Consider the following 13,823-nt stretch of genomic DNA (forward strand, 5'->3'; position numbering starts at 1 on the left):
GATACCGTACTTAATGCTTTTTTACTATTATCTATAGTTTTCTTTAACAAATGGTCTAAAACAATGGTGATTAAAAGCCTATATTTTCATAATGCATAAGTTATCGAACCGTTAAGGTGTAAAGATATACTGTAAAATTACTGTATTAAATTATTTTGAAGTTCTCTAGATGCATGGTAGAATGGTATTGAGTTCATTAAGACTTGGTACTAAATAGGGGTGGCATAAACATGAAAAGAACGAAAAATGAACGACGGGAAATGATTCAAAAAACAATAGAACAAAACCCCTTTATTACTGACCAAGCATTGAGTGACATGTATGAAGTGAGTATTCAAACCATTCGTCTCGATAGAAGTCAGCTCAACATCCCTGAACTAAGAGAACGTGTTAAACGTGTCGCTAAAGATCAGTATGAAAATATTAGTTCATTAGAGAATCAAGATATTATAGGTGATGTTGTCGCACTCGAAGCAAATCAATATGCCAAGTCAGTATATACGATTACGAAACATGATGTTTTTACGCGCAATCGTGTTGCGAGAGGTCACGTGGTCTTTGCGCAAGCGAATTCTCTTTGTGTGGCATTGATTCAACATGAATCTGTACTGACAAAAGAGAGTCACATTCACTTTGTAAAACCTGTTTATTTAGGTGATGTTGTGATTGCTGAAGCACACGTTGAATATCATGATGATAAATATTATGAAATGACTGTACGCTCGTACGTTCATAATACAAAAGTTTTTGAAGGAATTTTTAAAATGTATTACATAAGTGAGGATGAATAACATGATTAAAATTGCTGTAGATATGATGGGTGGAGACGACGCACCTGATATCGTGTTAGAAGCAGTTGAAAAAGCAGTGAATGACTTTGATGATTTAGAGATTTTATTATTTGGTGATCAAGCACAATGTACGATAAATCATCCACGTGTACATGTGCGTCATACAACAGAAGCTATTTCAATGGAAGATGAGCCCGTTCGAGCGATTAAACGAAAAAAAGATAGTTCTATGGTAAAAATGGCTGAAGCTGTTAAAAATGGAGAAGCAACAGCATGTGTATCTGCTGGGAATACAGGCGCATTGATGTCTGCTGGATTATTTATTGTTGGACGTTTACCTGGCGTATCAAGACCTGCTTTAGTCGTTACGTTACCAACTGTAAAAGGTAATGGCGTAGTCTTCTTAGATGTTGGTGCAAATGCCGATGCAAAAGCAGAACACTTATATCAAAATGCAATCTTAGGTCATATTTATGCGCAAAATGTGCGTAATATTGAACAACCACGTGTCGCTTTACTTAACATTGGTACAGAAGCTCAAAAAGGAAATAGCTTAACGAAACAGGCATACGCATTATTAAAAGATTCTGATACGCTTCATTTTGTAGGGAACATTGAAGCTAAATCTATCTTGGAAGATGATGCAGATGTGATTGTTACAGATGGTTACACTGGTAATATGATTCTGAAAAATTTAGAAGGTATTGCGAAGTCATTTGGCAAAATTATTAAAGGGAGATTAATGTCTAAATTTAAAAATAAAATCGCACTTCTTATTATGAAAAAAGATATTAAAGCCATCGCAAAACAACTTGATTATTCAGAGTATGGTGGTTCTGTACTATTAGGTTTAGATGGTGTTGTTGTAAAAGCACATGGTAGTTCTAACGCAAAAGCGTTCTACTCTGCAATTAGACAAGCTAAAATTGCAAGTGACACCAAAATTGTGGACATTATGCGTGAAAAGGTAGGAGAAAAAGATGAGTAAAACGGTATTTATGTTTCCAGGTCAAGGTGCGCAAAAAGTAGGTATGGCTGCAGATTTATATCAAGCAGATCCACGTGCGACACAGATCTTAGATCAAGCACAAGCAAGTGTCGATTTTGATTTACTCCAAACAATGTTTAAAGATGAACATGGTGTGTTAGGTCAAACTGAAAATACACAGCCCGCACTACTTACGCATAGTATGGCATTATATGAAGCCATGGGACGCCCGCAAGCAGATTTCACCATTGGTCATAGTTTAGGCGAGTACTCAAGCCTTGTTATGAGTGGCGTATTAAAATTTGAGGATGCTGTAAAAATTGTACGTCGTCGTGGTGAATTAATGGCTAAAGCGTTTCCAGATGGTGTTGGAAGTATGGCCGCTGTACTCGGGCTTTCTTACGATGAAGTGAAAGCCATTTGTAATGATCTTTCTACAGAGGAAGCCATTGTTGAACCGGCAAATATTAATTGCCCAGGTCAGATTGTTGTGTCTGGGCATAAATCAAAAATTGATGAATTCGTCGAAAATGGTAAAGCATTAGGCGCAAAACGCGTGATGCCACTTCAAGTTTCAGGGCCTTTTCATTCATCAATGATGAAAGTTATTGAAAAAGATTTCGAAGCCTATACGTCAACGTTTGAATGGTCAGATGCAACGGTTCCTGTCGTTCAAAATGTGCATGCGCAAGGTGAACAAAATGCTGAGACAATTCATCAACATATGATTGAACAGTTGTACTCACCGGTTCAATTTATCGAATCTGTGGAATGGTTGATTGCACAAGGTGCAGATCACTTCGTAGAAATCGGACCGGGTAAAGTTTTATCTGGTTTAGTTAAAAAAATAAACAGAGATATCAAATTAACTTCGATTCAAACGCTCGAAGATGTAAAGGAATGGTTAAAACATGACTAAAGTAGCATTAGTAACAGGCGCGTCAAGAGGTATCGGACGCAGTATCGCATTACAATTAGCTGAAGAAGGATTTAACGTTGCAGTTAACTATGCAGGCAACAAAGAAAAAGCAGAACAAGTCTTAGAGAGCATTAAAGAAAAGGGTGTTGAAGCATTTGCTATTCAAGCGAATGTTGCGAACCCTGATGAAGTTAAAGCAATGATTAAAGAAGTCGTTAGCCAATTTGGTTCAGTCGATGTTTTAGTCAATAATGCAGGAATTACGCGTGACAACCTATTAATGCGTATGAAAGAACAAGAATGGGATGATGTTATTGATACAAACTTAAAAGGTGTGTTTAACTGTATTCAAAAAGTGACACCTCAAATGTTACGCCAAAAAGGTGGACGTATCATTAACTTAACAAGTATCGTCGGTGCAGTAGGTAACCCAGGTCAAATTAATTACGTTGCTTCAAAGGCGGGTGTGATTGGTATGACGAAAACTGCAGCACGTGAACTTGCTTCACGCCATATTACAGTGAATGCTGTTGCACCAGGATTCATCGTTTCTGACATGACAAATGCTTTGAACGATGACTTAAAAGAAGGTATGAAATCACAAATTCCTTTAGGTCATTTCGGTGAAGATACAGATATCGCTCATACTGTTGCCTTTTTAGCATCTGATAAAGCGAAATACATTACAGGCCAAACTATCCATGTGAATGGTGGTATGCACATGGAGTAATTGAGGTTCACTTAAGTTCCGCATCATGTATTTAAGTTTTACGAGAACATTCAATGCATGATGCGCTATGCAACCTCACAGTGATTAACGTACAATCATTCAAAAAAATAAATGCTGAAACCCTCGTAGGTATCATCACTTTTAAATTGATGAAACATCGTTAAAATACAGTAGTTTTTGCATGAGAATGGTTGTATTTATGGAGATAAAATGGCAAAATAAAAAAGTCTAGTATTTCTTGAATTTGTGATACCGTCACGTTATGTGACACACAATTCGATGAAGTACATCGACTTTTTAAAGGAGGTGAAACACTGTGGAAAACTTCGATAAAGTAAAAGATATCATCGTTGACCGTTTAGGCGTTGATGCTGACAAGGTAACTGAAGATGCTTCATTCAAAGATGATTTAGGCGCAGATTCACTTGACATTGCGGAATTAGTAATGGAATTAGAAGATGAATTCGGTACAGAGATTCCTGATGAAGAAGCTGAAAAAATCAACACAGTTGGAGACGCTGTGAATTACATTAATACACTTGAAAAATAATTCTTTTCATCTGAGTCGTGTTCTCGACTCAGATTTTTTACTAATCATTTATAAGGCAATCCAACTACATCAAATCTTTAGTAGAAATGTGAATTAAATGGAGGAAACTGAATGGCGAAATTACGAAAACAAACGCTGATTAAAGCTTTTGAACATAACTTTAAATTAAAAATGAAAGAACTTGATTTACCCTTTCGTAATTTAGATATATATCAACAAGCTTTTTCACATTCGAGTTTTATTAATGACTTCAATATGGAACGCTTAAGTCATAATGAACGTTTGGAATTTTTAGGAGACGCAGTATTAGAATTGACGGTATCACGCTTTTTATATGAGAAATACCCTGATGTTCCTGAGGGTGACCTAACAAAAATGCGTGCAACAATCGTGTGTGAACCATCACTTGTAATATTTGCGAATAAAATTAATCTGAATCAACTCATTCTGTTAGGAAAAGGTGAAGAGAAAACAGGTGGGCGTACGCGACCTTCATTAATTGCAGATGCGTTTGAAGCCTTTGTAGGCGCACTTTATTTAGATCAAGGTCTTGAAGTTGTTGAACGCTTTGCGAATGCCATTATTTTCCCATATGTTGAAGATAATGCATTGAGTGGTGTTGTTGATTTTAAAACACAACTTCAAGAAATGGCACATCAAACGTTGCGAAGTTCAGTATCCTATCGCATGATCAAAGAAGATGGTCCTGCGCATCATCGTCAATTTACGTCAGAAGTACTTTTAGATAATGAAGCTGTGGCGTCTGGTGTGGGGCGTACGAAAAAAGAATCTGAACAAAAAGCAGCAGAAAAAGCGTTACTACAACTGTCAAATAAGGAGTAACATATGGTTTATTTAAAATCTATTGATGTCGTTGGCTTTAAATCTTTTGCAGAACCAACACAAGTTCAATTCGATAAAGGTGTTACTGCAATTGTAGGGCCAAATGGTAGTGGTAAAAGTAATATTACAGATGCAATTAAATGGGTACTCGGTGAACAATCAGCGAAATCTCTACGTGGTAGTAAAATGGAAGATGTCATTTTTTCGGGTGCTAAACATCGTAATGCACAAAATTTTGCAGAAGTTCAATTAAGTTTAGATAATCAAAAAGGTTTACTCAATTATGATGCAGAGCATGTTGTGGTAACGCGCCGTTTATATCGCAGTGGCGAAAGTGCGTTTTTCATTAATAATGAACGTCAAAGATTAAAAGATGTCGTGGAGTTATTTTTAGACTCTGGTTTAGGAAAAGAAGCATTAAGCATCATTTCACAAGGACGTGTAGATGAAGTATTAAATGCGAAGCCAATTGATCGTCGTCAAATTATTGAAGAATCTGCTGGGGTATTAAAATATAAAAAACGGAAAGCAGCTTCCGAAGAGAAATTGGGACAAACTGAAGATAATTTAAATCGGGTAGAAGATATTTTATATGATCTTGAAGGGCGTGTAGAACCTTTAAAAGAAGAAGCAGCAATCGCAAAAGAATATCTTCAATTATCGGAGACATTAAAAGAAAGTGATATAAAAGTCACAGTGTCCGATATTCAGTCTTATCAATCTCAAATTCGTACCCACGACCAAGCATTAAATGACCTACAAAGTGAACAAGCGTCCATTCAATCGAAAAAGTCAGACGTATCAAGAACGATTCAAAAGACGAAAGGTGAACGTCACCAAATAGATCAAAAACTTGAAACGTTAAATCATCACTTAATTCAAGTTACTGAAAGTGTAGAAAAAGTTACAGGTCAATATAAATTGATTGAGGAACGTCAAAAAAATCAATCTCAAACGAATGCACGTATTGAAGAAGAACAAGACAGTTTAAATCATCATCAAAAACAATTGCTTGCACAACGTGATGAAGTGGATAAAACAATAGTGCAATTAAAACAACAAAAACAAACACTTGCTACTGAGATTCATGAACTTGAAGTCGCATTTGAAAAAAGTGATGAAAATCATGAAGAAACGTTAGAAGCTTTAAAAGATGACTACTATGCTTGTATGTCTAAACAATCAGAAGTCAATAATGATATTCGTTTTTTAGAGCGTACGATAGAAGAACATAAATTAAAACAATCACGTTTAGATTCGAGATTAACTGAAGCTTATAAACAATTAAAAGAAGCACAACAACATATTTCTGAAATAGACATTCAAAAGCGCGAAAAAGAAACGCAACTTGAAGCGGTGGCAAAACAAAATAAAGCGCTTGAAGCTCAATTATCAGAAATAAAGGCTGAGCATAAAGCGTCTGAGGATAAATTATATCAAGCCTATCGATACACGGATCAATTAAAATCACGTATAGAAGGTTTACGCATGCGTGATAATGAAATGGCTTTTTATTATCAAGGTGTCAAAGCGATATTAAATACCACCCATCTTGAAGGTATTCATGGCGCGGTGGCACAAAATATTGATGTACCTTCAAATATGACTGTTGCAATTGAAACGGCTTTAGGTGCTACAATGCAACACGTTATTGTGGATGATGAGAAAGTGGCACGTAGCGCGATTCAATTTTTAAAACAAAAGAAAGCCGGCCGTGCAACATTTTTACCATTATCTGTCATTAAACCTAAACACATTGAACCGTCATTAATTAAAGAAGCATCTTCTTTGGAAGGGTTTATAACGGTTGCAAGTGACGCAGTGAAAACGGATAAACAATATCAAAACGTTATTCAAAATTTATTAGGACGCACTATTATTGCTGATACCATTGCACATGCCAATGCGATAGCGAAAGCAATACATTACAAAATACGAATTGTGACATTAGAAGGTGATGTCGTTAACCCAGGTGGATCTATGACTGGTGGGGGTACACAACAAAAGCAATCTATTTTAAGTCAAAAGCAAGACATTCAACGTCTTGAATCACAGTTAGAGACCTATACTACGCAAACTCAAGAACTTGAGACACGTTGCCAAAATTATAAGAAGCAACAAAATGAATTGAGCGATGCATATGTTAAGGTGCAACAGCAACACAATCATTTAAAACATGCGATTCATGATTTATCTTTAGAACAAGACCGTCATCAAGAAATTGAACAACGTCTTAAAGCAGAACATGAAGAATTTGAATTCGAAATGAATGATGGTTATCAAAGAGATAATAGTGAAGCTACACTTCAATCAAAACAAAATGAACACGCGGCGTTAGCTTCAAAACTTGAAGCACTCAACACTCAAATTCAAGCTTTATCCAACCAATCGAAAGAAGATAAGGAAAAACAATCGACGTTACAACAGACGCTGCATCAAAAGCAATCAGACTTAGCGGTGATTAAAGAGCGCTTAAAAGCCCAACTTGGAGAACAAAAAAGATTAGATCAAGAAAATGAAACAGTGACTGCACAACTACAAAAACTCCAAGAACAATATGAACTTATCAATTCTGAAGATGGTAACGACGATGCGACATTGTCAGCGTTAGAGGAAAAAATTAACGCTTTTCAAAATGAGAAGCAATCGTTAAATGAGCAACAAGATCAGTTACGTCAACATCGTTTAGAGACGGAACATTTAATTGAATCAAATGAAAAAGCGTTAGAAGATATTCATCAACAATTGTTAAATATTGAAAATCAATATCAAGATATTAAATCAGCACAATCAAGGTTAGACGTTTTGATTGATCATGCATTAACACACTTAGATGAAAAATATCATATGACGTTCCAATATGCAGAAACGCATTATGCATCTAAAGAGGAAGAGATTTCTGCATTGCGCCAAAAGGTAAAACTCACTCAAATGACGATAGACGAATTAGGACCGGTCAATTTAAATGCGATTGAACAATTTGAAGAAGTTAATGAACGGTATACGTTTTTATCTACGCAACAGAAAGATTTGAGAGAAGCCAAAACGACACTCGAACAGATTATTGCAGAAATGGATGCAGAAGTGACAGAACGTTTCAGTACAACATTTCATGCGGTTCAAAAACATTTTTCAGACGTGTTTAAAGCTTTATTTGGTGGCGGTGAAGCTACATTAAGTTTAACTGATGATGATTATTTAACTGCAGGGGTAGAAATAAAGGTACAACCACCTGGAAAAAAATTACAACATCTTTCATTATTAAGTGGTGGTGAACGTGCGTTAAGTGCAATCGCCTTACTTTTCGCAATTTTAAAGGTGAGATCTGCGCCATTTGTTATACTGGATGAAGTGGAAGCGGCATTAGATGAAGCCAATGTCGTACGTTATGCGCAATTTTTACGGGATTTATCACATGAAACGCAGTTTATTGTCATTACGCACCGTAAAGGAACGATGGAAAAGTGTGACCGACTATATGGTGTGACAATGCAAGAATTAGGTGTTTCAAGACTGGTAAGTGTCAATTTAAATACAATTGATGATGTCATGAAGGAGGAACAAAGCTAAATGAGCTTTTTTAAACGACTCAAAGACAAATTTAGTGGACAAGATATTGAAAAAGATTTTGGGAAAATGGATGATTTTGAATCCGAGCGTAAAAATGAAGGACACGAGGAAGTAGAATGGCGTGATGAGAATCAAGATTTCGAACGTCAAGTGGAAACGCGTCCGAGTCAAACTGAAAATACGCACATGCAAACACATCCTACGCAATCTGAAACTTCAAACCTAAATGAACCATCGCCCAAAAAGAAAAAGTTAAAAGCAAACGAAATTGATTGGAAAGATCAAAGTTGGGATGATGATTTCGAAGATGATGGACTGATGTCTATTGAGGAATTTGAAGAACTTGAAGCTCAAAAAATAGGAGCCAAGTTCCGTGATGGATTAGAGAAATCACGTGAAAATTTCCAAACGCAATTGAACAATTTAATTGCACATTATCGTACCGTAGATGAAGACTTTTTTGAGGCATTAGAAGAAATGCTTATTCAGGCAGACGTTGGTTTCAATACGGTAATGGAACTCGTTGATGAGTTGCGTATGGAAGCCAAACGTCGCAATGTGACAGAGACTGAAGATTTACGTGAAACAATCGTTGAAAAAATGGTAGAAATCTATCATCAAGAAGACGATAAATCTGAAGAAATGAATTTAGAAGATGAACGTTTAAATGTAATTTTAATGGTGGGCGTTAATGGTGTAGGGAAAACAACGACGATTGGTAAACTTGCACACCGTTACCAAGCACAAGGTAAAAAAGTCATGCTTGCTGCTGGCGATACATTCCGTGCTGGAGCTATTGAGCAACTTCAAGTATGGGGAGACCGTGTAGGCGTTGAAGTGATTCGTCAAAAAGAAGGATCTGATCCTGCAGCAGTCATGTATGATGCCATTAATGCGGCTAAAAATAAAGGTGTAGATATTTTAATTTGTGATACAGCAGGTCGTTTACAAAATAAACAAAACTTAATGAATGAGCTTCAGAAAGTGAAACGTGTGATAGGACGCTCGATTCCTGAAGCACCACATGAAGTTTTATTATGCTTAGATGCGACTACAGGTCAAAATGCCTTAGCGCAAGCCAAAGCGTTTAAAGAAGTCACAGACGTCACAGGTATCGTATTAACAAAACTAGACGGAACAGCTAAAGGTGGTATTGTGCTTGCGATTCGAAACGAGTTACACATTCCGGTAAAATATGTCGGTCTAGGTGAGAAGTTAGATGATTTACAACCATTCAACGCGGAAAGTTATGTATATGGCCTGTTTGCTGATATGATTGAAGAAAGTGTAACGACAGATGAAAATGGTGACGTAACGGATGAGCGACAATGATTTAATTAAAACAATTCGTATGAATTACTTATTTGATTTTTATCAATCCTTGCTAACTGAAAAACAGCGCAATTATTTACGCTTATTTTATTTAGAAGATTATGCATTAAGTGAAATCGCAGAAACGTTTGATGTGAGTCGTCAAGCCGTTTATGATAATATAAGAAGAACTGGCGACTTAGTAGAAGATTATGAAACGAAACTAGGGTTATATCGACGTTTCACACGCCGTCAAGAACTCTATCAATTAATGAAACAATCGCTTGAACAACCTGAAACATTAAAGCATTATATTAAAGAATTAGAAGACTTAGAATAAGGAGGGTCACTTTATGGCGTTTGAAGGGTTATCCGATCGACTGCAAGAGACGATGCAGAAAATAAAAGGTAAAGGTAAAGTGACAGAAGCGGACATCAAGTTAATGATGCGAGAAGTACGACTTGCATTACTTGAAGCCGATGTTAACTTCAAAGTAGTTAAAAACTTCGTCAATACTGTATCTGAACGTGCACTTGGTTCTGACGTAATGAAATCATTAACACCAGGACAACAAGTGATTAAAATCGTTCAAGAAGAATTGACAACATTAATGGGTGGCGATAATAGTCGTATTAATATGGCTAAAAAACCTCCAACTGTGATTATGATGGTTGGTTTACAAGGTGCAGGTAAAACAACAACTGCGGGTAAGCTTGCACTACTTATGCGTAAAAAATACAATAAAAAACCGTTACTTGTTGCGGGTGATATTTACCGTCCAGCTGCGATTAATCAATTACAAACGGTAGGTAAACAAATTGACATTCCAGTATATTCTGAAGGTGATCAAGTACCGCCACAACAAATTGTTGAAAATGCATTAAAGCATGCCAAAGAGGAACATCTTGATTTTGTCATTATCGATACTGCAGGTCGTTTACACATTGATGAAGCATTAATGAATGAGCTTCAAGAAGTGAAAGAAATTTCTAAACCTGACGAAATTATGTTAGTCGTTGATGCGATGACAGGTCAAGATGCTGTCAATGTCGCAGATTCTTTTGACAAACAGCTCGATGTCACAGGGGTGACACTTACAAAACTTGATGGGGATACACGTGGTGGGGCTGCACTTTCAATTCGTGCTGTCACACAAAAACCAATTAAGTTTGTAGGTATGAGTGAAAAAATGGATGGCTTAGAATTGTTCCATCCAGAACGTATGGCATCGCGTATTCTAGGTATGGGAGACGTATTAAGCCTGATTGAAAAAGCACAACAAGACGTTGATGAGTCAAAAGCAAAAGATTTAGAAAAGAAAATGCGCGATTCATCATTTACGTTGGAAGATTTCTTAGAACAACTAGATCAAGTGAAAAACTTAGGACCTTTAGATGATATTATGAAAATGATACCTGGCATGAATAAAATGAAAGGTATCAACAATTTAAAAATGAGCGATAAACAAATTGATCACATTAAAGCGATCATTCAATCCATGACACCTGCAGAGCGTGAAAATCCCGCGAAACTCAATATCTCACGCAAACGTCGTATCGCTGCAGGATCAGGGCGTTCATTACAAGAAGTCAACCGCTTATTGAAACAATTTAATGATATGAAAAAGATGATGAAACAATTTACTGGCGGTGCTAAAGGTAAAAAAGGTAAACAAAGTCAAATGCAAAATATGCTAAAAGGTATGAATTTGCCATTTTAGGATGTATAAGGAGTAGTGCTACGGAGAGAGGCCGTAGTGCTATTTCTTTTTATGTCGCTATACGTCGAAAACCATTTGGGCTCGATGAAAAGCATTATGATATCTATTGGCGTAACAAATTTTTTAATTGGTAAAGTATTTTCTCTTTACAAAGTCTCGAAAGCCTGTTATTATAATTTCTTGTAGATAACAAAACTATTGAAAATTTAAAGGAGCGTATTATAAATGGCAGTTAAAATTCGTTTAACACGTTTAGGTTCAAAAAGAAATCCATTCTACCGTATCGTAGTTGCAGATGCTCGTTCACCACGTGATGGTCGTATCATCGAGCAAATCGGTACTTACAACCCAGCAGCAGTGAATGCACCTGAGGTTACAATTAATGAAGAATTAGCACTTAAATGGTTAAAAGACGGTGCTAAACCAACTGATACAGTTCACAACATTCTTTCACGTGAAGGTATCTTAAAAACGTTTGACGAACAAAAGAAAGCAAAATAATTCTAAAGTTCATGAACGTAGGTGAGACGGCGAAATCAAATTGAAGTGTTTGATTTTACGTCTCACTTTTTTTATACATTATTTTGAATGAGGAGGCCCAATCGATGAAAGTAGAAGTGGGTAAAATCGTTAATACTCATGGCATCAAAGGGGAAGTCAAAATTCAATCTAATTCAGATTTTACAGATGTACGTTTTCAGCCAGGTGAAATGCTTGAAGTAAACGATAAAGGTCGAACGGTGTCACTCACTGTTAAAACACATCGTATGCATAAAGGATTGCATATGCTCACATTTGAAGGCTTTAATAATATTAATGATATAGAACATTTAAAAGGACAATCATTATATCAAGAGCGCGATCATGAAGAAATCGAATTAGCAGAACACGAATATTACTACTCAGACATTATTGGTTGCACAGTGTTTGATGGCGCGCGTCCAATAGGTCGTGTCACTGAAATTTTTGAAACGGGTGCCAATGATGTTTGGGTTGTAAAAGGTGATAAAGAACATTTAATTCCTTATATTGCTGATGTTGTAAAAGACATAGATATTGATTCTAAACGTATTGTCATTACACCAATGGAAGGATTGTTAAATGAATGAGAATTGATTATTTAACATTATTTCCGGAAATGTTTGAAGGCGTGTTAAATGCTTCAATTTTAAAGCGTGCACGTGAAAAACAAATATTACAAACACGTACCATAAATTTTAGGGATTATGCGAATAATAAACATAACCAAGTAGATGATTACCCATATGGCGGTGGTCAAGGGATGGTATTAAAACCTGAACCCATCTTTAATGCGATGCGTGATTTAGATACAACTGAGCATACACGTGTGATTTTGATGACGCCACAAGGCCGACGTTTTGATCAACAACAAGCAGAATCACTCGCAAAAGCCGACCACCTCGTATTTATCTGTGGGCATTACGAAGGATATGATGAACGTATTAGAGAGACACTTGTTACGGATGAGTTTTCAGTTGGCGACTTTGTCCTTACAGGTGGAGAATTACCTGCAATGGTAATGACAGACGCTATCGTTCGTCTCATACCAGAGGTGTTAGGAAATCAAGTGTCACATGAAGATGATTCATTCTCAAGTGGATTATTAGAATATCCACAATATACGCGTCCTAGAACATTTGAAGGCCATGATGTACCGGATGTATTACTTTCAGGCAATCATGCCCATATTGAAAAATGGCGTCGAGAACAGTCTTTAATACGAACATTAGAAAAGAGACCGGACTTACTCGAAAAATATCCATTAACGAAAGAAGATAAGAAAATTGTAGAATCACACAAAAGAACATTGAAAATGGAATAAAACTTTGCTACAATATTCTGAGTGTGAAATGCACAAAAATCACTATGATCCGCTGCTATATGATGTCAAGGCAAGAACATAGGTTGAAGGAGAGTATAAAAATGACAAACCACAAATTAATCGAAGCAGTAACGAAATCACAATTACGTGACGATATCCCAACATTCCGCGCTGGTGATACTTTACGTGTACACGTTCGTATCGTCGAAGGTACTCGTGAGCGTATCCAAGTATTCGAAGGTGTTGTAATTAAACGTCGCGGTGGCGGTATTTCTGAAACTTTCACAGTTCGTAAAATTTCATCTGGTGTAGGTGTTGAACGTACGTTCCCATTACACACACCAAAAATTGAAAAAATCGAATTGAAACGTCGTGGTAAAGTACGCCGTGCGAAACTTTACTACTTACGTAGCTTACGTGGTAAAGCAGCACGTATCCAAGAAATTCGCTAATACATGTTTAAAGCTTGAATGTACATCTATTAATGATGGATATTCAGGCTTTTTTATTTTGCCTTCAAATGTCATTACGACTAATGGATGATATTTAATTACGTC

The 13,823-nt window shown here is 36.5% G+C and carries 14 protein-coding genes; all 14 read left to right on the forward strand.

Annotated features, from left to right (window positions below; all coding sequences use genetic code 11):
• Nucleotides 1–230: 230 nt before the first annotated feature.
• The 14 genes from fapR to rplS all read left to right on the forward strand — a co-directional run bounded on the left by fapR (nt 231) and on the right by rplS (nt 13,718).
• Entirely contained in the window at nt 231–791 is a 561-nt protein-coding gene (gene fapR, locus G8Y85_RS01985) for a transcription factor FapR (RefSeq protein ID WP_060550885.1), read from the forward strand.
• A gap of 1 nt (nt 792) precedes the next feature.
• A complete protein-coding gene (gene plsX / locus G8Y85_RS01990) occupies nt 793–1,779 on the forward strand; it encodes a phosphate acyltransferase PlsX (protein ID WP_165805364.1) in 987 nt (328 codons plus the stop codon).
• Entirely contained in the window at nt 1,772–2,698 is a 927-nt protein-coding gene (fabD, locus tag G8Y85_RS01995; RefSeq protein WP_103346150.1) for an ACP S-malonyltransferase, read from the forward strand. The genes plsX and fabD overlap by 8 nt, the downstream gene beginning before the upstream one ends.
• Complete coding sequence (gene fabG, locus G8Y85_RS02000; RefSeq protein WP_165805365.1) at nt 2,691–3,428, forward strand: 3-oxoacyl-[acyl-carrier-protein] reductase; 738 nt, start codon at nt 2,691–2,693, stop codon at nt 3,426–3,428. The genes fabD and fabG overlap by 8 nt, the downstream gene beginning before the upstream one ends.
• 316 nt (nt 3,429–3,744) lie before the next feature.
• Entirely contained in the window at nt 3,745–3,978 is a 234-nt protein-coding gene (locus G8Y85_RS02005; RefSeq protein ID WP_019165520.1) for an acyl carrier protein, read from the forward strand.
• Nucleotides 3,979–4,089: 111 nt separating this feature from the next.
• The gene (gene rnc / locus G8Y85_RS02010) at nt 4,090–4,821 is read left to right on the forward strand and encodes a ribonuclease III (RefSeq protein WP_060550889.1); all 732 of its coding nucleotides are present in this window, start codon (nt 4,090–4,092) and stop codon (nt 4,819–4,821) included.
• Nucleotides 4,822–4,824: 3 nt separating this feature from the next.
• Nucleotides 4,825–8,391, forward strand: a complete 3,567-nt coding sequence (gene smc / locus G8Y85_RS02015) for a chromosome segregation protein SMC (RefSeq protein WP_165805366.1) — start codon at nt 4,825–4,827, stop codon at nt 8,389–8,391.
• Complete coding sequence (gene ftsY, locus G8Y85_RS02020) at nt 8,392–9,723, forward strand: signal recognition particle-docking protein FtsY (protein ID WP_103346152.1); 1,332 nt, start codon at nt 8,392–8,394, stop codon at nt 9,721–9,723.
• Nucleotides 9,710–10,042 carry a putative DNA-binding protein gene (locus tag G8Y85_RS02025; RefSeq protein ID WP_037564722.1) on the forward strand — a complete coding sequence of 111 codons (333 nt, stop codon included), beginning with the start codon at nt 9,710–9,712 and terminating at the stop codon, nt 10,040–10,042. Before ftsY ends, G8Y85_RS02025 begins: the two co-directional genes overlap by 14 nt.
• A gap of 13 nt (nt 10,043–10,055) precedes the next feature.
• Nucleotides 10,056–11,423, forward strand: a complete 1,368-nt coding sequence (ffh, locus tag G8Y85_RS02030; protein WP_103346153.1) for a signal recognition particle protein — start codon at nt 10,056–10,058, stop codon at nt 11,421–11,423.
• 225 nt (nt 11,424–11,648) lie between these two features.
• A complete protein-coding gene (gene rpsP, locus G8Y85_RS02035) occupies nt 11,649–11,924 on the forward strand; it encodes a 30S ribosomal protein S16 (protein ID WP_037564718.1) in 276 nt (91 codons plus the stop codon).
• A 104-nt stretch (nt 11,925–12,028) separates the two neighbouring features.
• Entirely contained in the window at nt 12,029–12,532 is a 504-nt protein-coding gene (gene rimM / locus G8Y85_RS02040) for a ribosome maturation factor RimM (RefSeq protein WP_103346154.1), read from the forward strand.
• The gene (gene trmD / locus G8Y85_RS02045; protein WP_103346155.1) at nt 12,529–13,266 is read left to right on the forward strand and encodes a tRNA (guanosine(37)-N1)-methyltransferase TrmD; all 738 of its coding nucleotides are present in this window, start codon (nt 12,529–12,531) and stop codon (nt 13,264–13,266) included. The genes rimM and trmD overlap by 4 nt, the downstream gene beginning before the upstream one ends.
• A 101-nt stretch (nt 13,267–13,367) precedes the next feature.
• Nucleotides 13,368–13,718, forward strand: a complete 351-nt coding sequence (gene rplS, locus G8Y85_RS02050; protein WP_037564712.1) for a 50S ribosomal protein L19 — start codon at nt 13,368–13,370, stop codon at nt 13,716–13,718.
• Nucleotides 13,719–13,823 lie beyond the last annotated feature (105 nt).

The sequence above is a fragment of the Staphylococcus sp. 11007852 genome (assembly GCF_011394325.1).
Lineage (GTDB): Bacteria > Bacillota > Bacilli > Staphylococcales > Staphylococcaceae > Staphylococcus > Staphylococcus agnetis.